Source organism: Mesorhizobium sp. M3A.F.Ca.ET.175.01.1.1, assembly GCF_004791945.1.
Taxonomy (GTDB): Bacteria; Pseudomonadota; Alphaproteobacteria; order Rhizobiales; family Rhizobiaceae; genus Mesorhizobium.
In genome coordinates this window covers 879,652-902,955 of sequence record NZ_SRTP01000001.1, presented here as the reverse complement: position 1 = coordinate 902,955, position 23,304 = coordinate 879,652, and the positions used below count along the sequence as shown (strand labels likewise).

Genomic DNA, 23,304 nt, shown 5'->3' with positions numbered 1-23,304 from the left:
ACTCTGTGCTGACGACCAGCCAATGCTAGAGATGCACGAAGGCCGTCAGTGGCAAATGATCGGAGGCCACGCGCGACAGCGGCGTGTCGTGTGCTTCCACTGCCGAAACCATGCCGTTCCGGTTGCCCATGATCCGGTCCAGCGCCAGCACCGGCAGGCCTGACGGAAAGGTGGGCACCGCCGGCGGCGTGGGGTCGAAAGTCGAGTGCAGCGTGTTGAGCGCCGAGCGGTTGCCGAGCCGCCACTCGTTGAGGTCGCCGAGCAGCAGCGTCGGCCTTTCATCCGCGCTGCTCATGATGTCGAGCACTACGCGCGCCTGTTCCGAGCGCGAGCGGCGCAGCAGGCCGAGATGCGCCGCGATCACGCGCAGCGACCGGTTCTCGTCGAGATCGATCTCGGCAACCAGCGCCCCGCGCGGCTCCAGGCCCGGCAGCTTGATCTGATGGACGTCGCGCACGGTGCCGCGCTTGAACAGAAGCACATTGCCGCGCCAGCCATGCGCCTTGCCGTTTCCCGTGACCGGCACCGGCACCAGCCCGGTTTCCATTTCCAGCCGGTTGAGGTCGAGCAGCCCGGTCCGGTCGCCGAAGCGGCTGTCGGCCTCCTGCAGCGCGATCACGTCGGGGCTGATCTCGCGGATGACGCGGGCTGTCCGTTCGGGATCGAATTGCCGGTCGGTGCCGATGCATTTGTGGACGTTGTAGGAAGCGACCACCATCCCGGCGTCGTCTATCCGCTGGCGCGGCGTCGAAATCGCCTTCCGCGCCTTTCTGCGGCGGATCGTCAACAGCACTGTCTCCGGGAGGCTGCGTCCGTTCTTCTTCATGGGTCTGCTGCTCGTCTTCCCTGAACGTAGGCCCTGCTAAAGATAGGGCGATCCCAGCCACAGCAACCGGTCGAAGACGCGGATGATGAACGGCCGGGCCCTTAATGTCTGCAGTGTCACCGGTTGCGCCGAAGCCATCGCCGCGCCGATGCGGGCGTCGATGGCGGCAGCAAAATTGGCATCCAACACCTCCATGTCGATCTCGAAATTCAGCCTCAGCGAGCGGGCATCTAGATTGGACGAGCCGACATAGGCCCAGACGCCGTCGATCGCCATCAATTTCGAATGGTCGAACGGGCCTTCGTGGCGCCAGACCCGGCAATAGTGCTTCAGCACCTGGTCGAACTGGGCCGTCATGGCGTGGTCGACCAGGAAGAGGTTGTTCACCGCCGGCACGACGATGTCGATCTCGACGCCACGTCGGCCGGCCGTCGTCAGCGCGCTGATCAGCTCGCGATCCGGCAGGAAATAGGGCGACATGATGCGGATCGATTTGCGCGCGACCGAGAACGCCCCCATCATCAGTTTGTGGTTGGTTTCGTTCGAAGCATCCGGGCCGGTCGCCACCGCCCGCACAAGCATCGGTTGGCCAGGCGGCGGCGAAGCTCTTTCGACCTGCCAGATTTCTCCCGTCAGGGCCTCGTTGCCGGCGAAGCGCCAGTCCTCCGCGGCGACCGCGAACAGCTCTCCTACGATCGGCCCGGTCACCTCGAAATGCGTGTCCCTGGAGCTGTCGGAGCCGGCGAATTCGGCCGAGAACCCCTTGCGGATGTTCATGCCTCCCGTGAACGCCACCATGCCGTCGACGACCAGGATCTTCCTGTGGGTCCTGAGATTGGCATAGGGGAGCCTCAGCCCCATCAGCAGGTTGCCGTTGAAGAGGTCGGTCGTGACGTTGGCCTCGTGCAGCTGTTTGAAGATGCTGGGCACGGAATAGCGCACGCCGACGGCATCGATCAGCACGCGCACGGTGACGCCGCGTTTGACTGCGGCGGCCAGCGATTGCACGAACATCTGCCCGACCGCGTCATTGTCGAAGATGTAGGTCTCGAGAAGGACGCTTCTTTGCGCCCCGTCGATCGCCCGGCACATCGCCATGTAAGCTTCGTCGCCGGTTTCGAGCACGGCGATCGTGTTGCCCGAGGTCAGCGGACGCCGCGCGACCCTGTCTCCCAATATCTTCAGCCCGGCGAAGCGCTGGCCATATTGCGCGCCGACCAGCCTTTCCAGCGCCACGTCGCGGTCATGCTCGGGCCCGCTCGTCCCGCCGACCGACGGACGCATGGCGCTGATCGTCGCGCGGCGGATGCGGTTGATGCCGGCGATGGCGTAGATGATCGCTCCGAGGAACGGAGACAGGAGCATCACGCCCACCCAGCCGGTGGCCGCGCGCACGTCTTCCTTCGTCATGATGGCATGGACGATGCCGACCGCCGCCATCCCCAGCGAGAGGATCAGGATGAGCTGGGACCAGTGACTCGCAATCGCCTCGAACATCGCTTCGACTATTGAGCGAGCGGAAACGGAAGGCAATGCGTCCGATCAAGCAGTCTCGTGTATCGCCCACCCTCTATCCGCATACGATCGCGCTGCAGGCCGGCCGGGCACCTGGTCAATTTGGAACGGCCGACCTGACTTTGCTCGGCGGCACGCCGAATGTCTCGCGAAAGGCTCTGGAGAAGTGCGAGGCGTTCTCGAAGCCGACCTCGATGGCGATCTCGACCATCGGGACGCTGGTTTCGAGCAGCAGTTGCTTTGCCCGCTCGAGACGCACTCTCTTGTAGATGACGGCAGGCGAGCTCTTTGCCTGCTCCATGAACAGGCGCTCCAGCTGCCGCCGCGATAATCCGACCGATGCCGCGATCTGGGAAATCGACAGCGTGTTTTCGAGATGGCTCTCCATCGAGATCAGCGCCGCCTGGAGGCGCGGATCGTTGCATTCGATCGCCAGCGGCCGGCGCGGCTGGATGTGCAAGGCCGAGCGCGCCTTGTCGATCTGCAGCACTTCGAGGGCATTCCGCTCGGCGCGTTCACTGATGTGGCGCCTGACGATCGACGCCGCCATGTCGGCCGCGCTGCTGCCGCCGGCGCACGATCCCCTCGTGCGGTCGAGGTTGAAGATGCGGTCCGCCCTGACCTCGTGATCCGGGAAACGCTGGCGAAACGCCTGGTAATGCAGCCAGCTGACGCAGGTCCGGTGGTACTTCATCAGGCCGGCGTCTGCCAGGATGAAGGTTCCGGTACAGACACCGATCAGCGGAACCTTGCTTGCGGCCGCTTTCTTCAGATAGCGGACCGTCTCGTCGTCGACCGGAAACTCGTTGTTCAAGAGTCCCCCCACCACCACGACATAGTCGAACAGCTTGGGGTCCACCAGATCCGACGTCGGCGCGACCTGCACGCCGCAGCTCGAGGTGATCAGGTGCCGGGTGCTCGCCAGGACCTGCCAATCGGCGAAGATCCTGCCGGACCTGTCCGCCTCGTCGCTGGCCAGCCGGAGCGTGTCGACGAACAGCGCGAAGGCTGAAAGTGTGAAGGAGCGGGCAAGGACGAAACCGATCTTCAGTCGAGTGGTTTCGGCAGTTCCGTTCGCGGACTTCATGACTGACTCTCTGATACCGGCCCGAACTGTAGCGCTTTCCGAGAGCATTGTCCCAGGCGGATTGCTGGCGACGCCGCTCACACCGGGAGAGGATGAGCGCGCCAGCAGGCCGCTGATGGTCCATGAACGACGCGCGCAGCCCCGAATGCGTGCCGGGGCGAGCGTTTTGATGATTGCGGCGCCTACACCCGCTTGGCGACCAGCCGCAGCCATGGCGCAAGATGGAAGGCAGCCATCAAGAGATACATCGGTACCATGCCGCTGAGCATGGAGGCTCCGGGACCGGACATGCACGTCATGTCCTGACCATCGTAGGCGGCCGTCAGCAGCGCCATGATCGCGAAAGTGGGCGCTGCCGCGAGGCAAAGCCAGTCGGCGGCACCGAAGCCGCCACGACATGCCGGGCGAGGGGCGAGGTCAGGGTGATCGACGCTCATCGTCTTGATCTTCCAAATCGTCGGACTTTCGAGGCATTTGGCAAGAAATCGGCACTGGCGGCGCAGCTCGCACCGCCAGTGTCGCTTCACGTTCAGGCGCTCTTGTTGCGGAACGCCGCTTCGCCGGCATCCGAGACCTCGACCCATCTCTGGTCGGGCGCCGCACCTTCCTCGTAGTTGTCGTGCCAGTTCCACCACTTGTAGGTCTGTGTCTGCGGATAGCCCTCGGGCGAATCCTCCCACACCTCCTGGCGGCCGAGCGGGGTGACGTCGAGATAGCTCCACACCGTGCCAAAAGCCTCGTCGCCGCGATTGTTGACGAAATAGGTGCGGAAGATGCGATTGCCGTCATGGATGAAGACGTTGTGGCCGTGCCACTCGTCGACGCCGAAATCCTTGTCCCAGCTGTCGGTGATGGTGTACCAGGGCATCTCCCAGCCCATCCGCTTCTTCAGCCGGGCGATGTCGGCCTGCGGCGCGCGCGAGGCATAGGCAAGCGTGGTGTCGCGGGCGTTGAGATGGGCAAGGTTGCCGACCATGTCGGCGCCGAGCGAGCAGCCGCGGCAGGCATGCTCCGGCCAGCCATAGACGCCTGGCTCGAAGAAGGCGCGGTAGACGACGAGCTGGCGGCGGCCCTCGAACAAATCGAGCAGGCTCGCCTTGCCGTTCGGCCCTTCGAACACATAGTCCTTCTCGACCGCCATCCACGGCATGCGGCGGCGTTCGGCGGCGAGCGCGTCGCGGGCGCGGGTGAGGGCTTTCTCCTTCACCAGCATCTCCTCGTGTGCGCCTTCCCAGGCTTGCTGCGAAACGATTGGGGGTGTCTTCATCTGCTGGGTCATTGCTCTTGTCCCGTTCTTTCGGTTTGGTTGAAGGTGACGAAGGCAGACATAGGGCGCGGCGGGCCCACGGTGAGAGTTACAAGTGTGGCGGGATTTTTCTCGATGAGCCTGAGATGGACTCCCTGATCAATGCCGCCGGCCGTGCGCTTGCCGCGGGCGATCCGCTGGGCGCCTTGAAGCGGGTTGCCCTGCGCGAGGACGCGCCGGCGCTGGCACTGCGCGGTATCGCGATGGCGCAGCTCGGCGACTTGTGCAAGGCAAAGACGCTGCTGAAGAACGCGGCGCGCGCCTTCAGTCCGAAGGAGCAGGTGGCGCGCGCCCGCTGCGTCGTCGCCGAGGCCGAGATTGCTCTGGTCTCGCGTGACCTCGGCTGGCCGGAGAAGGCCCTCGGATCCGCACGCCGGACGCTTGCCGCACACGGCGACCGGGTAAACGCTGCCTATGCGGGAAGTCTCGAGGCGCGCCGCCTCATCCTGATCGGCCGCCTCGACGAGGCCGAGCGTGTGCTGGCCGGCTTCGATCCGGCGCCGCTGCCGCCGGTCGCGCGCGTGGCGCACGAACTCGCGGCCGCAGGCATCGCGGTTCGGCGTCTGAGGACGAAAGCGGCGCGCGCTGCGCTCGGACGGGCCACGCTCGCCGCCTATGAGGCGAACATCCCGGCGCTGAAGGCCGAGGTCCAAGCCGCCTCGCAGGTGCTGAATGCGCGCGTGGCGCGGCTGATCTCCAAGGGTCGGGAGAAGTCGCTGCTGCTCGATGAAGTCGAGGCGTTGCTGGGCTCGGGCGCGCTGGTCGTGGATGCCTGCCGCAATGTGGTGCGGCAGGCCGGCGCGGTGGTCCCGCTGGCGACGCGGCCGGTGCTGTTTGCCCTGGCGCGCACGCTTGCCGAAGCATGGCCGGCGGACGCATCGCGCGAAACGCTGCTCCGGCGTGCTTTCCGGGCAAGGGATGCCGATGAATCACATCGCGCGCGGCTCAGGGTCGAGATGGGCCGGCTGCGCGCCGAACTCGGCGCATTGGCCGAAATCAACGCGACTGCTGCCGGCTTTGCGCTGACGCCGCTGAACGCCGGCGAGGTCGTCGTGCTGGCGCCCCCGGTCGAGGAAGAGCATGGCGCGGTGCTCGCTTTCCTGGCCGACGGCGAGTCCTGGTCTAGTTCGGCGCTGGCGATCGCGCTTGGCGCCAGCGCCCGCACCGTGCAGCGGGCGCTGGAAGAGCTGTCGACGCGCAACAAGGTTCAGGCGGTCGGCCGCGGCCGGGCGCGCCGCTGGATGATGCCGCCCATAACCGGATTCCCGACTGTCTTGTTACTCCCCGGTCCGCTGCCGAGCGACTAGGGTAGCGGCACATCGTTCAGATCGAAGAGGAAGACAATGAAACGAGTGGCTGCCGAGATCCTGCGTGAATACGGTCCTTTTCCAGGTGTTGCCAAGGTGGCCGGCGTGACCTTCGACGGCGAGAAGGTGTGGTTTGCCTCGGGCGACAAGCTCAATGCGCTCGATCCCGGAACGGGCGCGACGCAACGCTCGATCGACGTCGCCGCCGATGCCGGCACCGCCTTCGACGGCAAGCATCTCTACCAGATTGCCGAGGACCGCATTCAGAAGATCGAACCGGCGACCGGAAAGGTCGTCGCCACCATTCCGGCTCCCGGCAATGGCGGCGATTCAGGGCTTACCTGGGCCGAGGGGTCGCTCTGGGTCGGCGAGTACCGGGCGCGCAAGATCCACCAGATCGATCCCGAAACCGGCAAGGTGATCCGCACCATCGAATCCAAGCGCGTCGTCACCGGCGTCACCTGGGTCGACGGCGAGCTCTGGCACGGCACCTGGGAAGGCGATGAGAGCGATATCCGCCGCATCGATCCGCAGACCGGCGAAGTGCTGCAGATGCTGGAGATGCCGGCCGGAACCGGCGTCTCCGGGCTGGAGTCCGACGGCGCCGGCTGCTTCTTCTGCGGCGGCGGCAACAGCGGCAAGGTCAGGGCCGTGCGCCGTCCGGGATACGAAGCTGCCGAGTAGCGCGCAACGGGCGGTTCAGGCCGTTTCACGGGCCGGCAACGCGGCGCCGGAAGCCTTGGCAGCCATTGTCCTGTCGATATGCGCCCAGGCCGGCCGCTCGAACAGGAACATGCCGAAGCCCGTCCACTTGACGATCAAATAGAGCACGACCGGGCTGATCGAGACCAGCAGCACCGCCAGGCTGAGCATGCCGGTGTCGGTCAACAGGCCGCTTGCCAAGGCAGCACCCCGGAACAGCGACATCGGGATGGTGAAGGCGACATAGACGACCAGCGAATGCTCGCCGAGCCAGCGCAGCCATTCCATGGAGGCGAATTTCGACAGGAAGCCGCCGGCGACGCAGAGCGCCAGCGCTCCGGTGACGGCGAGCACGAGGTGCAGCGGCGGCCAGGCCGCAAGGCCCATCTGCATGCCGACCGGCTCGACGGCATAGCCTGGCGAATAGACGAGCAGGCCGTTGACGATCGCCCAGGCGAGCAGCCCCGCGACGGTCAGGGCGGGACGGTCCTGTGTCCGCGCGACAAGCCGGAACACCAGCGGCGCCATCACGAAGCCGAGATAGAAGAAGACGAAATAGGCCGCGAACTGCTCGAGCGCATAGCTATCCGGGTGCGGTGCCCACATCTGCAGCGCGGCGGCGGTCGGGATGACGGCCCAGTGCGGCACGCGAAGCTCGCGCAGCACGCGAATGACGATGCCGAACACCGCCAGCATGTAGATGAACCACAACACGCCATAGGGCTGGACGACGGCCATGGCGAGGTCGTGCAGCATGCCGTCGACATCGCGGCTGTAGATGCCGATCTTCAGCCCGATCGAGATGATCGCCCACAACACATAGAAATAGAGGTAATGGACGACGCGCCGATCGACATAGCGCCGCCACGGCCGGTCGATCACCTGCGACAGGAACAGTCCCGAAATCAGGAAGAATTCCGGCATGCGGAAAGGCGTCGCAAAGCCGATGACATAATGCAGGAAGCCCACACCATTGGTGTATTCACCGGTGTTGTAGGCCGAATACATCATCACCACCAGGATGATCGAAAGACCTTTTGCCGTGTCCACCCACGGCATGCGCATCGGACTGTTCATCAACGAACTCGAGAAGGAAACACTGCGCCATACTATCGGATAGGCCCATTTCTAGCAGCATGAAGCTTCGGATATCGTAAACATGGCACTGCTGGTGGTGGAAATCTGACGCTTGTCGAAGGGGAATTCCGGCAAGTGCGGAACGGCCGTTGCGTGCAGTCGGCGCAGGCTGCGCAATAGTTGCGGAACAGACGATCGGGTTCAGGGTAGCGGGACCGGCTTGTCACTGAGGGTGCGCAAGTAGGCGATCAGGTCGACTCGTTCGGCCTCGTCCGGGACACCGGGAACCTCCATGTAGACGCCCGGCCTGGTGAGCATGGGCGCGAAGAGATATCCGTTCAGGTCCTCATACGACCATACGCCCTCCCAGCTCAGCAAGGCCTCAGAGTAACGCATATTCGCCACAGACGCCTTGTCGCGGCCGACGACGTCCCACAAATTCGGTCCCGTTTTGGTCCCTCCCTGTGGCTCGGCGTTGTGGCAACCATTACACACGTGGGTGAAATAGGTTCGGCCTTTCTCGACATCGGCAGAAGCCAGCTTCATCGAGATAGGGTCCGGTGTCGACAAGACGACGCCGTGCGACATGAGATAGTCGGCCACTTCACGGTGTCCCTTGATTTTTGCCAGATGGAGCGGTGTCTTGCCATCGTTTGTCTTCGCATTCACGTCCGCGCCGGCCTCGACCAGTGCCTTCACGCAGTCGAAACAATCGATAGTGACGGCGACATGAAGGGCGGATTGGCCACTGCGGCCGGGAATATTTGGATCTGCCTTTCGCTGCAGCAACAGCTTTAGCAGTTCGATCTTCTTGCCCTTTCCCACGGCTGCCATCAGCGCGGGACCCCAAGTCGACTGGGCGTTGACGTCCGCACCACGTTCAATGAGCAGTTTCGCCGCTTCGATATGGCTGGTCCGGACCGCAAAATAGAGCGCCGTCGCGTTTCCATCGCTCTCATCTATGCCGGCACCTGCATCGAGCGCTGCCGTGATCGCAGCGACATCGCCTTTCTTCGCGGCGTCGTGAATGGCGGCAGCGCGTGCTTCAATCGGGAAATGTACAAGCAGGAGCGGAATGAAAAGCAAGAACCCGCGCATTTGGCAGCCTCCCCAAGGCTTACCGGGTTGCGAAGGATACCTTAAATGCCCCGCAAGAACCAGAGTTTTAAGCAAGACTGGCCATGGCCTTGCTGGCCGTTAGGCTTTCGCCACTAGCCGTCGCTTCGCGCCGGCGTTGATGCGGTTGCCTCCCGCATCAACACCGCCACGATCGCTCCCGACAGGAAGGTCAGCGCCGCGACCGCTGAGATCGCGGCCACGAAGCCGAAGAAATCGGCGATCAGCCCTGCCGACAGCGCGCCCGCCGCGTAGCCGAGGTCGCGCCAGAAGCGGTAGACGCTGAGCGAGCGCGCCCGCCAGGACGGGTGCGAAGCGTCCGACACCGCCGCGATCAGGCTCGGATAGACCATCGCCGTGCCGAGGCCGAGCAGCAGGCTGGCCCACAGCCACCAGCCGAAGGCAGTGGTTGCGGCAGTGAGGAAAAGTCCCGCCGCCTGCACCCACATGCCGGCGACGATCAGGCCCTTGCGCCCCCACCGATCGCTCAGCGGCCCGGTCGCGACCTGGAACACGCCCCAAACGGCCGGGTAGACGGCCTTCAGGATGCCGATCCGCTCGACGCCGAGCCCGTTGGCGGCGAAGAAGAGCGGAAAGAGGCCCCAGCTCATGCCGTCGTTCAGATTGTTGACGAGGCCCGCCTGCGAGGCGGCGAAAAGATTGCGGTCGCCGAAGGAGGTCAGCATGAAGATCTCGCGAAAGCCGAGCGGCGAAGCCTGTTTGGCATGGTTGGCCAGTTCCAGCCGCACATGCTCGCGCGTGTCGCGTACCAAAAGGATCGATAGCGCGGCACCCACGATCGCATAGCCGACGCCGAGATAGATCGGCACCGGACGCAGCCCGTAGCGGCTCGCCAGGTAGCCGGTCAGGAAGGCGGTGATGCCGACGGCGAGATAACCGGCGAACTCGTTCAGGCCGACGGCAAGGCCGCGCGATTTCGGTCCGACGAGGTCGACCTTCATGATCACCGTCATCGACCAGGCAAGTCCCTGGTTGATGCCGAGCAGCGCGTTGGCGGCGACGATCCAGCCCCAGTTCGGTGCCGCGATGATGATGAAGGGCACCGGCAGGCCGAAAAGCCAGCCGAGGATCAGCACGCGCTTGCGCCCCCATAGGTCCGCAAGCTGTCCGGAAACGAGATTGGCGCAGGCCTTGACCACGCCGAAGCTGACGATGAAGGAGACGACGAGCGTCGTCGAGGCGACGCCGAACTCCTCCGCACCGATCAGCGGCACCACGGTCCGCTCGATGCCGACCATGCCGCCGACGAAGGCGTTGATCAGCACAAGCAGCGCAAATTGTTTCCAGTTGGCCTTGAGGCCGAGCGCGACGGCCGGCGCGGATGCGCTCAAGACGTCGCTCCGGCGTTGGCGGCCCGGTTGCGGGCGGCTTCCGGGGGCGGAGGCGGGATGTCGGCGGTCATGGCGGCGACGAACTGCTCCTCGTCCTCGATGCGAAAGGCCTTGTTGAAGCGCCGCTCGAAGCCGATCGTCGATGTCGGCTTGCCGCTCAGCGAGCGGCCGCAGACCGAGCCGGAATAGGCGCCCGGCAGCACCTCGATGTGATCGGGCAATTGCTTCAGGCGTTGCGCGCTGGCGAAGAGCGCGCGGGCGCCGTCTTCGGCGCTCGAAGCAAGCTCGGTTCGGCCGAGGTCGCCGACCATCAGCGTGTGTCCGGTGAGCACGAACCACGGCTCGGTCGAACGGGTATGGTCGGTGACGAGCAGGCTGAGATGCTCTGGCGTATGGCCGGGCGTGTGGATCACGGTCGCCGTCACATTGCCGAGCTCCAGCACCTCGCCGTCCTTCACGCGCCGGAACGGGAAGTCGGCCTCGGCGTCTTCGAACAGGACATAGTCAGCGCCGCTCGCTTCGGCGAGCGCCCGCCCGGCCGAGATGTGGTCGGCGTGGATATGGGTGTCGATGACATACAGGATGCGCATGCCGGTCGCGCGCGCTGCCTCCATATAGGGCGCAATGTCGCCGACCGGATCGACGACAGCCGCGGACGCGTTGCCGCCGCAGCCGAACAGGTAGGAGGCGGCAACCGGCTCTCGATGCAGGAACTGCCTGAGGATCATTGATCTTCCTCCCACAAGGAGCTGCCGCATAGTCTTGACAGCCGGTCGAAACCGTCATTCAACAACTCTATTGAATGACGGTGCGTCGCTGAAAGGCCAATGTCAATCCGCAATCCGAAGCAGGCGCTCTACGAGCAGTTCGCGATAGTCGCCAAGGCGCTTGGACACCCGCTGCGCCTGGAGATGATCGAGCATCTGGCGCAAGGCGCGCGCAGCGTCGAGGCGCTGGCGGCCAAGCTGGGACAACCGATCGCCAACATCTCCCAGCATCTTCAGGCGCTTCGCCGCGCCGGTATCGTCACGGCTGAGCGCGACGGCAAGTTCGTGCATTATTCGCTTAGCGACGACAGCGTGCTGTCGGCTTCCGCCTCGCTCCGCGCGATAGCCGAGCGTCACCTTGCAGAAGTCGACCGCATCGCGCGCGGCTATTTTCACGCGCGAGACGAGATGCGACCAGTAGGCCGGGACGAACTACAGGCGCTCATGCGCGACGGATTGGTGACGCTGATCGATGTCCGCCCGCCGGACGAGTTCGCGCTTGGCCATGTGTCCGGCGCGATCAATGTCCCGCTCGGGGAGGTCAAGGCCTGGTCCGCCGGGGTCGCGATGGACCGGGAGATCGTCGCCTACTGCCGTGGTCCATGGTGCGTCATGTCCTTCGAGGCGGTATCGACATTGCGCTCTCTCGGATTTGCGGCGCGGCGGCTGGAAGAGGGCATGCCGGAATGGAAGGCCGCCGGCCTGCCGGTCGAGACGGCCGCCTGACGGGCGTCGTCGACCGTCGAGTGTGGCGCTTCTGACTCGGCCGGCTTTTTGTTGAGCGGGATACGGCCTGGGGTTGCATTAACCCTTCGTCAATCCGGGCGAATCTCTTAGCTTCGCGCAGATGGACTTAGCCCGTTCCCGCCAAATCTATGCTGCCCGACCCCGTAGAACGCCGAGCGCCGTTCTGCGGGCTGCAGGTCTGATTTCCGCCGGTCTCGTTGCAAGCTGCGCCAATCCGCCGCCGCTGGCCAACTCTTCCGGCACACTCATGGTGCCTGCAGAAACCGCCTTCGCCTATCCGTCTCCGGGCGGACCAGCCGTCACCGCCGTGCTCGAGCGGCGCTTCGCCAATGCCACCGAGCAGGACATACTGCTCGCGACCTCGGCGCGCACGCCCGGCCAGAATATGCTTCGGGTGCAGATTTTCGGCCCGGTCGATGCCTCGATGGCTGGAGAGGGCAGGCTGCGCGACGGTTATCTGCCGATCGGCGATATCGGCTCCGAGATGCGGCAATTGCTGCCCGGCATCCGCATGCAGCGCTCGCCTTTCTTCGTGCAGAACAAGTATGGCCCGTTCGGCTATGCCGTCGGTCGCGGCGCCTCCGGCGACACCTGCCTCTATGGCTGGCAGCGCATCACCTCCACCGGTTCCACCCAGACCCTGATCGGCAACAAGGGCTCTGTCCAGGTGCGGCTGCGGCTTTGCGACCAGGATGCGTCCGAGCAGCAGCTGCTGGAAGCCCTGTATGGCTATACGATTTCCTCGGCGTTCAGGACACGCAACTGGAACCCTTATGGCGGCGCGCCTGGTCCGGACGCGGCGATCGGCAAGTCCGGTCATCCGATCTATCCGCTCGGCGCCGCTCAGTTCGGCACTGTGACCACTCCGCCGGCTCCGGCTCAGCCGGCGCGCCGGCTTGCGCGCCAGCACATCGCGGCTGAGCAGGCACCGCCGACGCCGGAGCAGCCACCGCCGGTCGGCCCGACGGTGCCGGCGCCGCCGGGAGGACAGACGGCCCAGACGCAAACGCCGAACTCCGTGCCACCGGTTCCCGCCGCCTCTGACGGTGCCCCCGCGACGATCGTTCCACCGCCGCCTTGTGCAAAGACGGATTCGGCCTGTGTCCAGGGCAAGGAAGACACCTCTCGTTAACCATCATCGCGGCACAACTGGAATCAGGCGGTGTGGTTGTAGCGCGAAACCGGAATAGGCAGCGGCAGGCGAGGGGCTACCTTGCCGTAGGCGATTGCCAAGCGGTGGCCCGACCGGCCGAAGCCGATTGCAGAGGCACTTGGATGCGGAAGTTCCTGATCGTCTTGCAATGGGCAATGGCTTCGGTCTGCGTCATCACCATGGTGTCGCTGCCGATCAGCCTGGAAACGCAGCTCGTCGCCTCGATGAGCGTGCTCCTCGCCATGATGATCCTCAAGCTGGTGCGTCCTGACGGCATCTGGCGGCTGATCGCGCTGGCTTTCGGTACCGCCATCGTCATGCGTTACGTCTATTGGCGCACGACCAGCACGCTGCCGCCGGTCAATCAGCTGGAAAACTTCATCCCCGGCGTGCTGCTCTATTTGGCCGAACTCTACAGCGTCATGATGCTGGCGCTCAGCCTCTTCGTCGTCGCGCTGCCGCTGCCTTCGCGCCCGTCGCGTGCCAACTCCAACGACCGGCTGCCGACCGTCGATGTCTTCATCCCGACCTACAACGAAGATCCCGATCTGCTCGCCAACACCATGGCCGCGGCGAGAGGCATGGACTATCCGCCGGACAGGTTCACCGTCTGGCTGCTCGACGACGGCGGCACGCTGCAGAAGCGCAACTCCGACCGCATCGTCGACGCCACCAATGCCGAGCGTCGTCACGCCCGGTTGCAGAAGCTCGCCGCCGATCTCGGGGTCAACTATCTGACGCGCGACCGCAACGAGCATGCCAAGGCCGGCAATCTCAACAACGGGCTCGCCACGTCGACCGGCGAGTTGGTCGCGGTCTTCGACGCCGACCATGCGCCGGCGCGCGATTTCCTGAAAGAGACCGTCGGCTATTTCGATGAGGATCCGCGCCTGTTCCTGGTGCAGACGCCGCATTTCTTCCTTAACCCCGATCCTGTCGAGCGCAATCTGAAGACCTTCGAGAAGATGCCCTCGGAGAACGAGATGTTCTACGGCATCATCCAGCGCGGCCTCGACAAATGGAACGCGTCCTTCTTCTGCGGCTCGGCCGCGGTGCTGCGGCGCTCGGCGCTTGTCGAGACCAACGGCTTCAGCGGCGTCAGCATCACCGAGGACTGCGAGACCGCGGTTGAATTGCACGCGCGCGGCTGGCACAGCGTCTATGTCGACAAGCCGCTGATCGCCGGCCTGCAACCCGCCACCTTCGCCAGCTTCATCGGCCAGCGCAGCCGCTGGGCGCAAGGCATGATGCAGATCCTGCGCTTCCGTTTCCCGCCGTTGAAGCGCGGCCTCTCGATCCCGCAGCGCCTCTGCTACATGTCCTCGACGCTGTTCTGGCTGTTCCCGTTCCCGCGCGCCATCTTCCTGGTCGCGCCGCTCTTCTACCTGTTCTTCGACCTGCAGATATTCACCGCCTCCGGCGGCGAGTTCATGGCCTATACGCTGAGCTACATGATCGTGAACCTGATGATGCAGAATTATCTCTACGGCGCCTTCCGCTGGCCGTGGATCTCAGAGCTCTACGAATATGTGCAGACCGTGCATCTTTTGCCGGCCATCGTTTCGGTGATCCTCAATCCGCGCAAGCCGACCTTCAAGGTGACGGCCAAGGACGAGTCGATCGCGACCAGCCGTCTGTCGGAGATCGGCAAGCCCTTCTTCGTCATCTTCGGCGTGCTCCTGGTCGGCGTCGCCATGACGGCCTACAAGGTCTACACCGAGCCTTACAAGGCGGACGTGACACTGGTCGTCGGCGGCTGGAACCTGCTCAACCTCATCATGGCGGGCTGTGCGCTGGGTGTCGTCTCCGAACGGGGTGAGCGTGCCGCCACCAGGCGCGTCAAGGTTAGCCGTCGCGCCGATTTCGAGATCGACGGCAAATGGTACAAGGGCACGATCGAGAACGTCTCGGCCTTCGGCGCGCGCCTCACCGTGCTGGACGCCGAGCTCGAGGATCTTGCCAAGGATGCCAGGGCCGGTATCCGTTTCAAGCTGTTCGCCGACGGCACCGAGGCGGTGCTGCCGGTCGCCATCCGCAACTTCGAGCGCACCTCCGACGGCATCGCGGTCGGCTGCCTCTACCAGCCGAGCGAGGCCGTGCACCACCGGCTGGTCGCCGACCTGATCTTCGCCAATTCCAAGCAGTGGGAGCAGTTCCAGCTTTCGCGGCGCGGCAATCCGGGCCTGCTGCGCGGCACGGGCTGGTTCCTGCGCCTCGCGATTTTCCAGACCTATCGCGGCCTGGTCTATTTCTGGCGCGATCTGCGGGGCAGAACCAGGAGCGCGCAGGTTGGACAGCTCGCGGAGAAGCGGCCATGAGAAGCGTCTGGCTGCTTCTGCTTCTGCTGGCGACGTGGCCAACGGCCGCACAGACCCCGTTCGACATGTCCGAGGAGCGACCGGCCGCGCCGCCTTCGCAGCCGCCCGCACCTGGAGCCCAGACTGTCCTGCCGGGGACCACGCCGTCATCTGCCGCGGGTAATAGGGGCACGGCCGAGCCCGGGATACAGCAGGCCGCCATTCAACCCGCCAAACGCCACTTCATACCGTTCAGCGAACTCGTGCTTTCCGGCGAATATGCGCAACGCTCCTGGTCGGTCTTCCTGACGCCCGAGCAGGCCGACGCAGCAAGCGAGCTCCATCTCGGCTATCAGAATGCGGTCGTCGTCGCCCCGGAGGCTTCGCGCATGACCGTGTCGATTAACGGCACCAAGGTCGTCGACGAGCCGATCGCCGCCTCGGACGATGCCGCCGACATTGTCGCCACCGTTCCGCCGAAGGTTTTGCATGCCGGGTTGAACGATATCGTGATTTCGGCGGTGCAGCGGCATCGCACCGACTGCACCATCCAGTCGACCTATGAGTTGTGGACCCAGATCGATCTCGCGCGCAGCTTCTTCTCCTTCGAGGGCGCGGAAGCAGGACACTGGAAACGGGTCGAGGATCTGCGCGCCGTCGGCGTCGATGAAAACGGAGCCACGACCTTCAACCTGATTGTGCCATCCATGGCCCAGGCTGTCTCAACGGCGCCGACGGTGCGGCTCGGCGAGGCGCTGGCGTTGATGGCCAACATGCCGAACCAGTCCTTCGAGGTCAGCGAGACCGGTTCGCCTGCCTCCGGCCCCGGCGTGGCCAACGTCGTTCTCGGCCCCGCCGCCGATATCGCCAAGCTGGTGGCGAGGCTGCCCGAGGGAGCGGAGGCGGGACCGGTTGCAACAATGGTCGACGACCCGAAGCTCGGCCCTTCGACCCTGGTCGTCAGCGGTCCGAACTGGCAGGCCGTCGACACGGCGATCGACGACCTCGCCAAGCAGGTGGATCGCCCGGTCGGCAGCCTGCGCACCAGCCTCGGCACGCGAAGCTGGCGCACGCCCGACGTGCCGATGCTGCTCGGCGCCAGCACGCTCAAATTCTCCGATCTCGGCGTGAACACCCAGGAATTTTCGGGTCGCCGGATCCGCACCGATCTCGCTGTCGGTGTGCCCTCAGATTTTTATGCCGGCGCCTATGGCCAGGCCACCATCCTGCTCGACGCCGCCTATTCGGCGGAGGTGCTGCCGGGCAGCCATATCGACGTCTATGTCAACGACAACATCGCCGCCACCGTGCCGATCACCACCGCGGGCGGCGAGATCCTGCGTCACCTGCCGATCAAGGTGACGATGCGCCACTTCCGGCCGGGCGAGAACACTATTGCGATCGAGGCGGTGTTGTTGACCGAGGCAGACGCCATCTGCGCCCCGGGCGCCACTGCTCAGGGCGCTCAGCGCTTTGCCGTCTTCGACACGTCCGAGCTCGTCATGCCCGACTTCGCCCGGATCGCCCGGATTCCGGATCTTGCCGCGATCAGCGGCACCGGTGCGCCCTACAGCAGAACCGATTATGCGCTGCCTCTTATCATGGACCGCGCCCAGCCCGAGACGGTCTCGGCCGGAGTGACGCTCATGGCACGCATGTCGGTGGCCGCCGGCCGCCTGATCGGTGTGGATTCATCGACCGCCGCGGCAGCCGTGTCCGATCGCAACGCTGTCTTCATCAGCCCGCTGTCGCAAGTTCCGCCGGCCGTGCTAGCCCAGGTCGGCGTATCCGGCAACAGTTCCTCGACCTGGGGACTGGTGGTCGCCTCGATCAAGCCGAACACCGAAACGACTTTCGACGAGTGGCGCCAGAAGCTGCGTGGCAGCGGTTGGCGGGGTCAGATCAGTTCGCTCGAGGACTGGATGGGCAGGACCTTCAACATCTCCATGGATTCCTTCCGCATTTTCCCGGGCAGGCCGGCCGAATACACGCCGCAGGGCAGCGCCAGCCTGCTCGTCGCGCAGGAAACCAGCCCGACCGTCGGCGGCACCTGGACCGTGATCACCGCGCCGACGGCCAGCGCGCTTCGCGAAGGCGTGCGCACGCTGACCCAGCAACGCAGTTGGCGCCAGATGGGCGGCCATCTCACAACGGTCGATTCCGGCGACGACAAGGTTGCGACGCTGCCCGTCACGCGCTTCAGTTTCGTCGAGACGCAGCCCTTTTCGCTATCCAACTACCGCCTGATCGTCGCCAACTGGCTGTCGGCCAATGCGCTGTCCTACGCCGCGGTGCTGACGGTGTTGTCGATCGTGCTCGGGCTGGCAACGGCAGGATTGCTTGCGTCGCTGGGGCGCCGCAAGTGAGCAGTCCCGTGCAGGCCTTTCTCGTAGCCTTTGCCTTGGCCGCCTCGCTGCTCGCACCAGCCCGGGCAAGCCTCGCGGCCGCAGCGATCACCTCGCAGGAGTGGTCGCTCTACAAGGACAAGTTCCTCGACCCCGCCGGTCGAATCGTCGACAACGCCAATGGCGGGATAAGTCACAGCGAAGGTCAGGGTTACGGGCTGCTTTTGTCTTACCTTGCCGGCAACCGGGGCGATTTCGACCGCATCTGGGCGTTCACGCGCACGGAGATGATGGTGCGTGACGACGGCCTGGCGGCCTGGAAATGGGACCCCGCCGCGAAGCCGCATATCAGCGACACGAACAACGCTTCCGACGGCGATCTGCTGATCGCTTATGGCCTGGCGTTGGCTGGCGAGGCATGGCACCGTCCCGACCTTACCCAGGCCGCGACCGGCATGGCGATGGCGCTCGCCGCCGGCAGCCTGGAGAAGGTGGGCGACCTCGTTCTGCTCAAGCCCGGCAATTCCGGCTTTGCCGCCGGCGACCGTCCCGACGGCCCGGTCGTCAATCCGTCCTACTGGGTCTTCGAGGCGCTTCCGGTGATGGCCGAGCTTGCCCCCGACGGACCCTGGAACGAACTTGCCGCCAACGGCAGGACCCTGCTGGCCAGTTCGATGAAAATCGGACCTTCGGAGCTGCCGCCTGATTGGGTTTCGTTGAAAGCGCAGCCGGCCGTCGCCGACGGCTTCCCGCAGGAGTTCAGCTACAACGCGCTTCGCATTCCGCTTTACCTGCTGCGCGCCGGCATCCATGACCGCGACCTGCTTGCCCCGTTCCTGTCGCAGATGCCTGACGATCAAGGCCGTGTTCGCATCGTCGACATCGCGACCGGACAGACGCGGCAGTTGCTGGCCGACAGCGGCTACCGCATCATTCCGGCGCTCGTCTCCTGCGTTATCGAGAGCAAGCCGCTGGCCGGCGATCTCAAGGCGTTCCAGCCGACCGACTACTATCCTTCGACACTCCAGCTGCTCGCGCTCGCCTATGCGCGCCGCCATCATCCGGAGTGCCTATGAAACCGGCAATCTTCATAGCTGCCGGAACGGTACTGCTCGGCGCCATGGTGCTTCATCAGGGCGGCTATTTGTCGAGCCCGGCGACCTTCCCAAAAGCTGGGACATTTCCGAATGCCGCGCAAAACCCTCGCGACGATGCCTCGCAGCAAAGCCTGTCAAAGCCCATCACCCTGGCCCAGGGCGACCAGCCGGTTGACGCCGATGTGGCGCCGGCATCCTCGCGAAAGATCGACGAGAGCGCGCTGCGCTACTTTGCCTCGAAGGGCGACACCAAGCGGCTGAACGCCGAGATCGCGCGGCTCAAGGCGCTCTATCCGGACTGGACGCCGCCGGCAAATCCGCTGGCCGTGCGCAGGCAGGGCGATCCGCAACTCGACCAGATGTGGAAGCTCTATTCGGCGGGCAAGCTGGCAGAGTTGCGCAAGGCGATCGCGGACCGGCAGACGGCGCAGGCCGGCTGGCAGCCCCCGGCCGACCTTCTGCAGCGGCTGGCGCTGGCGGAGGCGAGGGAGCAGCTCATCAACGCCTCCAACCTGAAGCAGTATGATGCCGTCATTCGCGTCGGCTCGACTAATTCCAGCCTCCTGACATGCGGCGACGTCGACGTGCTGTGGCGTGTCGCGGAGGCGTTCGCGCGCACCCGGCGCGAGGATCGCGCCAAGGACGCCTATCTCTACATCCTGGACAACTGCAAGAAGCCCGAGGAGCGCTTCGCCACCGTCCAGAAGGCACTGCCGCTGCTGTCGCGGCAGAACCTGGACCAATTGCTGGCGACGGAGCAGAAGACGCCCGACGGCAAGGGCGAGTTCGCCGCCTTGCGCGGTGACATCGCCAGGCAGAGCCTCGCCAACGCCGATGCCGATCCGAAGCTGGTCATTCCCGCCGCCGACATCGCAACGGTTGAGGGCCTTGCCCGGGAAGGCGGCCTGGCTTCGGACGATCTGCTGCTCGGCTGGTACTATGTCCAGCGTGACAATCCGCAGAGGGCCGAGACGTGGTTCCGCAAGGCGCGCGACAAGGAAGACACCGCCAAGTCGTCGCAGGGCCTGGCGCTCGCCCTGATCAACCAGAACCGCCCGGCCGAGGCGGAGGACATCCTCTTCCGGTGGCGCGATACGGACGACGATACGCGCAAGGTCTATCTCGCGGCGGTGGCAAACCTGCTCGCCATGACGCCGCCGGCGCCGCTCACCCCGCAAGTGCTGCAGCGCATGGTGCAGGCGGTTTACGCCGCCAAGGACGCGGCCTCGGCGCAGCAGTTCGGTTGGTATGCGGATGCCCTAAACCAGCCGCAGACCGCGGCGCAGTGGTTCAAGCTGGCGCTTGAGTGGAAACCCGATGAGGAGCCTTCCGCCTACGGGCTTGCGCTGACGCGCTGGAAGACCGGCGACAAGGCAGGCGTCAGGGAAATCCAGTCGGCTTGGATAGGCCGGTCAGAGCGCATACCGACGGTCGGCGAGCGCAGCATCGAGACAGCCGCCGTCGGCAAGCCCAGGCAAGCCGCGGCTGCCTCGAACGAGGCTGGGCAGGAGCAACCGTCGCGGCGCCGCCCGCTCGCCCAGGTCGAGGTCAGCGAGCACAGCGCCGCCAGGCCGCGCGCGGCGACGCCCGGCAGAGCACGGCAGGCGCCCCGCAACTGCTCGACCACGCTCGATCCTTCGTCGCTGTCGCCACAGACGGCGCTGTCTCGCGGCTGGTGCCTTATGCAGGTCAACAGGCCGATCGAGGCCGCGGCCGCCTTCGACGTCGCGCTGCGCGGCTCCGGCAGGACGCGGGCCGACGCCGCCTATGGCCAGAGCCTTGCCTATCTGCGCGCCGGACTGATCGACAGGGCGGCGATTGCCGCCTCGCAGGCGCCGATGGAGGCCGGTCGCAGCATCGAGATCAGGACGGCGCTGCTCGAGGCCCAGGCCAACACCGCTTTCGATCGCGGCCGCTACAACGAGACGATCATGGCCCTCGACGAGCGCGCGCGCATCGCGCCCGAGCGCACCGGCCTGATGGTGCTGCGCGGCTATGCCTATCTGAAGCTGCGCCGCTTCGCCGACGCCGAGCAGGCGTTTCGCGCCGCCGCGGCCACCGGCAATCATGACGCGCTGAGGGGCCTCAACGACGTCAGGAACGAACGCCAATCGAACATGCAGTAACCCAATGCATGTCGCCCAAAAGTGCGCAGCGGTTTTGGGACAACGACATGCATCAAACAAAAGGGCATGTCGCCCAAAAGTGCGCAGCGGTTTTGGGACAACGACATGCATCAAACAAAAGGGCATGTCGCCCAAAAGTGCGCAGCGGTTTTGGGACAACGACATGCATCAAACAAAAGGGCATGTCGCCCAAAAGTGCGCAGCGGTTTTGGGACAACGACATGCATCAAACAAAAGGGCATGTCGCCCAAAAGTGCGCAGCGGTTTTGGGACAACGACATGCATCAAACAAAAGGGCATGTCGCCCAAAAGTGCGCAGCGGTTTTGGGACAACGACATGCATCAAACAAAAGGGCATGTCGCCCAAAGTGCGCAGCGGTTTTGCGACAACGACATGCATCAGACAAAAGGGCATGTCGCCCAAAAGTGCGCAGCGGTTTTGGGACGACGACATGCGTCAAACAAAAGGGCATGTCGCCCAAAGTGCGCAGCGGTTTTGCGACAACGACATGCATCAGACAAAAGGGCATGTCGCCCAAAAGTGCGCAGCGGTTTTGGGACGACGACATGCGTCAAACAAGTCCGCCCGATACTTTTCAGGCGTCCGCTCTAATCCTTGGCGCGCTCGACATAGGAGCCGTCGGCGGTCATCACCACCACGCGCGTGCCGGCGGAGATGTGTGGCGGCACCGCGGTGCGCACGCCGTTGGAAAGCACGGCCGGCTTGTAGGAAGAAGACGCTGTCTGGCCCTTGGTGACCGGCTCGGTCTCCACCACCTCGAAAGTGGCGCGCTGCGGCAGCACCAGCGAGATCGGCGCGCCGTTGAACTGCGCTAGCTGCACCGCCATGCCTTCCTGCAGGTAGGGAGCCATGTCGCCGACCACGCTTTCCGAGGCCACGACCTGGTCGTAGCTCTCCGGGTTCATGAAATGGAAGCCTTCGCCGTCGGCATAGAGGAAGGTGTGCTCGCGTTCCTCGACATAAGCGCGCTCGACCATCTCGGTCGTGCGATAGCGCTCCGAGACCTTCACGCCGTCGCCGATACGGCGCATGTCGAGCTGCGTTACCGGCGTGCCCTTGCCAGGGTGGATGTTTTCGGCAAAGAGAATGACATAGAGCTTGCCGTCCTTATCGACGACGTTGCCTTTGCGTAAGGAACTGGCGATGACCTTGACCACGGTATTCAATCCTAATCGAGTTATTCGGCCTGCAAGCGTTGAGTGCCGTAAATCGGCGACGGCGGCCATCGCGTGCGCCCTAGCGCATCTTGCGGCGAACCGCCAGCCTTCTGCGCGATTTTCCTGTCCATGACCGGCGCTTCGCCCTGGTGGACGCCGCATGTCCATGCCGACCGCCGGCCAAGGCTGATGGCGCGCAACGCCATCGCCGCGGCGCTGCGAGCCTGGTTTGCCGAACGCGACTTCATCGAGGTGACGACGGCTGCGCTGCAGGCCTCGCCCGGCAACGAGGCGCATCTTGCAGCCTTCGCCACCGAGGCGATCGGGCCTGACGGATCGCGCCAGCCGCTCTATCTCCACACCTCGCCGGAATTCGCCTGCAAGAAGCTGCTTGCCGCGGGCGAGACGCGCATCTTCAGCCTGGGCGCGGTCTGGCGCAATCGCGAGCGTGGGCCGCTGCACCACCCCGAATTCACCATGCTGGAATGGTATCGCGTCGGCGAGACCTATGAGGCTCTGATGGCCGACTGCGCCGACTTCCTGGCGCTCGCCGCGGAAAAGGCCCGTGCGAAAAGCTTCAGCTTTCGTGGCCGCATCGCCGACCCGTTCGCCGAGCCGGAACGGCTGAGCGTCGCGGAAGCCTTCGCCCGGCACACCGGCATTGATCTGCTGGCGACCGTCGCCCCCGACGGCGGCACCGACCGCGACGCGCTGCACGCAGCGCTGGTCCGCGCCGGCCTGCGCACCGCGCCCGACGACAACTGGGCCGACCTGTTCAGCCGGGTGATGGTGGAAAAGGTCGAGCCGGCGCTGGGGCAGGGGCGGGCCACCATCCTCTACGGCTATCCGGTATCGGAGGCCGCACTTGCCCGGCCAAGTGCCGACGATCCGCGCGTCGCCGAGCGCTTCGAACTCTATTGCTGCGGCGTCGAGCTTGCCAACGCCTTCGGCGAATTGACCGACCCGGCCGAACAGCGCCGCCGCTTCCTCGCCGAGATGGACGAGAAGGAGCGCGTCTATGGCGAGCGCTATCCGCTCGACGAGGATTTTCTCGATGCTCTAGCGGTAATGCCCGAGGCAAGCGGCTCGGCGCTTGGCTTCGATCGGCTGGTGATGCTGGCGACGGGGGCAACGCGGATTGAAGATGTGATCTGGGCGCCGGCGGCGGGCATCTGATAGCACCGGCTTCTGCCTATGCCGAAGCGCCATATCGGTTTGGCCGCGCCGTGCCAGAAGGTGGCGACGATCAGAAGCACGATCGACAGCGGGGCGCCGGCACGATCCATTCCAAGGAACGCAGCCGCT

18 protein-coding genes and 1 pseudogene are annotated in these 23,304 nt (G+C 65.0%); 9 read left to right on the top strand and 10 right to left on the bottom strand.

Going from position 1 to position 23,304, the window contains the following annotated elements; all coding sequences use genetic code 11:
- Window positions 1-25: 25 nt before the first annotated feature.
- The 5 genes and pseudogenes from EN818_RS04485 to EN818_RS04465 all read right to left on the bottom strand — a co-directional run bounded on the left by EN818_RS04485 (window position 26) and on the right by EN818_RS04465 (window position 4,707).
- On the bottom strand, window positions 26-826 hold the full coding sequence (locus EN818_RS04485) for an endonuclease/exonuclease/phosphatase family protein (RefSeq protein WP_095809115.1): 801 nt from the start codon (window positions 824-826) through the stop codon (window positions 26-28).
- 36 nt (window positions 827-862) lie between these two features.
- Window positions 863-2,323, bottom strand: coding sequence for a phospholipase D-like domain-containing protein (locus EN818_RS04480; RefSeq protein WP_095809114.1), 1,461 nt, complete (start codon window positions 2,321-2,323; stop codon window positions 863-865).
- A 115-nt stretch (window positions 2,324-2,438) separates the two neighbouring features.
- Window positions 2,439-3,428 (bottom strand): GlxA family transcriptional regulator, encoded by a 990-nt coding sequence (locus EN818_RS04475; protein WP_095809113.1) that lies wholly within the window; start codon window positions 3,426-3,428, stop codon window positions 2,439-2,441.
- A 182-nt stretch (window positions 3,429-3,610) separates the two neighbouring features.
- Window positions 3,611-3,808, bottom strand: a pseudogene (locus tag EN818_RS04470) (hypothetical protein); the annotation flags it as partial.
- Window positions 3,809-3,957: 149 nt separating this feature from the next.
- Window positions 3,958-4,707 carry a DUF899 domain-containing protein gene (locus tag EN818_RS04465; RefSeq protein WP_095809112.1) on the bottom strand — a complete coding sequence of 250 codons (750 nt, stop codon included), beginning with the start codon at window positions 4,705-4,707 and terminating at the stop codon, window positions 3,958-3,960.
- 113 nt (window positions 4,708-4,820) lie between these two features.
- Between EN818_RS04465 and EN818_RS04460 the strand changes: the two genes are divergently transcribed.
- Window positions 4,821-6,041: a helix-turn-helix domain-containing protein gene (locus EN818_RS04460; RefSeq protein ID WP_095809111.1), complete on the top strand. Its 1,221-nt coding sequence runs from the start codon at window positions 4,821-4,823 to the stop codon at window positions 6,039-6,041.
- A 36-nt stretch (window positions 6,042-6,077) separates the two neighbouring features.
- On the top strand, window positions 6,078-6,725 hold the full coding sequence (locus tag EN818_RS04455; RefSeq protein ID WP_095809110.1) for a PQQ-binding-like beta-propeller repeat protein: 648 nt from the start codon (window positions 6,078-6,080) through the stop codon (window positions 6,723-6,725).
- A gap of 15 nt (window positions 6,726-6,740) precedes the next feature.
- Here EN818_RS04455 and EN818_RS04450 read toward each other — a convergent pair whose 3' ends face one another.
- From EN818_RS04450 to EN818_RS04435, 4 genes are all read right to left on the bottom strand, one after another.
- Entirely contained in the window at window positions 6,741-7,820 is a 1,080-nt protein-coding gene (locus tag EN818_RS04450) for an acyltransferase family protein (RefSeq protein ID WP_095809109.1), read from the bottom strand.
- Window positions 7,821-8,021: 201 nt separating this feature from the next.
- Complete coding sequence (locus EN818_RS04445; RefSeq protein ID WP_095809108.1) at window positions 8,022-8,918, bottom strand: ankyrin repeat domain-containing protein; 897 nt, start codon at window positions 8,916-8,918, stop codon at window positions 8,022-8,024.
- Between the two features lie 113 nt (window positions 8,919-9,031).
- Window positions 9,032-10,288, bottom strand: coding sequence for an MFS transporter (locus EN818_RS04440; protein WP_095809107.1), 1,257 nt, complete (start codon window positions 10,286-10,288; stop codon window positions 9,032-9,034).
- On the bottom strand, window positions 10,285-11,016 hold the full coding sequence (locus tag EN818_RS04435) for an MBL fold metallo-hydrolase (RefSeq protein WP_095809106.1): 732 nt from the start codon (window positions 11,014-11,016) through the stop codon (window positions 10,285-10,287). The genes EN818_RS04440 and EN818_RS04435 overlap by 4 nt, the downstream gene beginning before the upstream one ends.
- A 99-nt stretch (window positions 11,017-11,115) precedes the next feature.
- Here EN818_RS04435 and EN818_RS04430 point away from each other — a divergent pair, with 99 nt between their 5' ends.
- From EN818_RS04430 to EN818_RS04405, 6 genes are all read left to right on the top strand, one after another.
- Complete coding sequence (locus EN818_RS04430) at window positions 11,116-11,781, top strand: metalloregulator ArsR/SmtB family transcription factor (protein WP_095809105.1); 666 nt, start codon at window positions 11,116-11,118, stop codon at window positions 11,779-11,781.
- A gap of 268 nt (window positions 11,782-12,049) precedes the next feature.
- Complete coding sequence (bcsN, locus tag EN818_RS04425) at window positions 12,050-12,934, top strand: cellulose biosynthesis protein BcsN (RefSeq protein ID WP_165349849.1); 885 nt, start codon at window positions 12,050-12,052, stop codon at window positions 12,932-12,934.
- A 143-nt stretch (window positions 12,935-13,077) separates the two neighbouring features.
- On the top strand, window positions 13,078-15,273 hold the full coding sequence (bcsA, locus tag EN818_RS04420; RefSeq protein WP_095809103.1) for a UDP-forming cellulose synthase catalytic subunit: 2,196 nt from the start codon (window positions 13,078-13,080) through the stop codon (window positions 15,271-15,273).
- Entirely contained in the window at window positions 15,270-17,618 is a 2,349-nt protein-coding gene (locus EN818_RS04415) for a cellulose biosynthesis cyclic di-GMP-binding regulatory protein BcsB (protein WP_095809102.1), read from the top strand. The genes bcsA and EN818_RS04415 overlap by 4 nt, the downstream gene beginning before the upstream one ends.
- Complete coding sequence (locus EN818_RS04410) at window positions 17,615-18,673, top strand: glycosyl hydrolase family 8 (protein ID WP_245420665.1); 1,059 nt, start codon at window positions 17,615-17,617, stop codon at window positions 18,671-18,673. The genes EN818_RS04415 and EN818_RS04410 overlap by 4 nt, the downstream gene beginning before the upstream one ends.
- Entirely contained in the window at window positions 18,670-20,820 is a 2,151-nt protein-coding gene (locus EN818_RS04405; RefSeq protein WP_095809100.1) for a cellulose synthase, read from the top strand. Before EN818_RS04410 ends, EN818_RS04405 begins: the two co-directional genes overlap by 4 nt.
- Window positions 20,821-21,429: 609 nt before the next feature.
- Here the strand turns inward: EN818_RS04405 and efp are convergent.
- Complete coding sequence (gene efp, locus EN818_RS04400) at window positions 21,430-21,999, bottom strand: elongation factor P (RefSeq protein ID WP_095809143.1); 570 nt, start codon at window positions 21,997-21,999, stop codon at window positions 21,430-21,432.
- A 129-nt stretch (window positions 22,000-22,128) separates the two neighbouring features.
- On the opposite strand from efp, the gene epmA reads away from it, so the two are divergent.
- Entirely contained in the window at window positions 22,129-23,175 is a 1,047-nt protein-coding gene (epmA, locus tag EN818_RS04395) for an EF-P lysine aminoacylase EpmA (protein ID WP_095809099.1), read from the top strand.
- The last annotated feature ends 129 nt before the right edge of the window (window positions 23,176-23,304 follow it).

Bases quoted from the DNA above. Each gene is read 5' to 3' on its own strand.
- EN818_RS04485 (WP_095809115.1), bottom strand. From the start codon at position 826: ATGAAGAAGAACGGACGCAGCCTCCCGGAGACAGTGCTGTTGACGATC.
- EN818_RS04480 (WP_095809114.1), bottom strand. From the start codon at position 2,323: ATGTTCGAGGCGATTGCGAGTCACTGGTCCCAGCTCATCCTGATCCTC.
- EN818_RS04475 (WP_095809113.1), bottom strand. From the start codon at position 3,428: ATGAAGTCCGCGAACGGAACTGCCGAAACCACTCGACTGAAGATCGGT.
- EN818_RS04465 (WP_095809112.1), bottom strand. From the start codon at position 4,707: ATGACCCAGCAGATGAAGACACCCCCAATCGTTTCGCAGCAAGCCTGG.
- EN818_RS04460 (WP_095809111.1), top strand. From the start codon at position 4,821: ATGGACTCCCTGATCAATGCCGCCGGCCGTGCGCTTGCCGCGGGCGAT.
- EN818_RS04455 (WP_095809110.1), top strand. From the start codon at position 6,078: ATGAAACGAGTGGCTGCCGAGATCCTGCGTGAATACGGTCCTTTTCCA.
- EN818_RS04450 (WP_095809109.1), bottom strand. From the start codon at position 7,820: ATGAACAGTCCGATGCGCATGCCGTGGGTGGACACGGCAAAAGGTCTT.
- EN818_RS04445 (WP_095809108.1), bottom strand. From the start codon at position 8,918: ATGCGCGGGTTCTTGCTTTTCATTCCGCTCCTGCTTGTACATTTCCCG.
- EN818_RS04435 (WP_095809106.1), bottom strand. From the start codon at position 11,016: ATGATCCTCAGGCAGTTCCTGCATCGAGAGCCGGTTGCCGCCTCCTAC.
- EN818_RS04430 (WP_095809105.1), top strand. From the start codon at position 11,116: ATGTCAATCCGCAATCCGAAGCAGGCGCTCTACGAGCAGTTCGCGATA.
- bcsN (WP_165349849.1), top strand. From the start codon at position 12,050: ATGGTGCCTGCAGAAACCGCCTTCGCCTATCCGTCTCCGGGCGGACCA.
- bcsA (WP_095809103.1), top strand. From the start codon at position 13,078: ATGCGGAAGTTCCTGATCGTCTTGCAATGGGCAATGGCTTCGGTCTGC.
- EN818_RS04415 (WP_095809102.1), top strand. From the start codon at position 15,270: ATGAGAAGCGTCTGGCTGCTTCTGCTTCTGCTGGCGACGTGGCCAACG.
- EN818_RS04405 (WP_095809100.1), top strand. From the start codon at position 18,670: ATGAAACCGGCAATCTTCATAGCTGCCGGAACGGTACTGCTCGGCGCC.
- epmA (WP_095809099.1), top strand. From the start codon at position 22,129: ATGACCGGCGCTTCGCCCTGGTGGACGCCGCATGTCCATGCCGACCGC.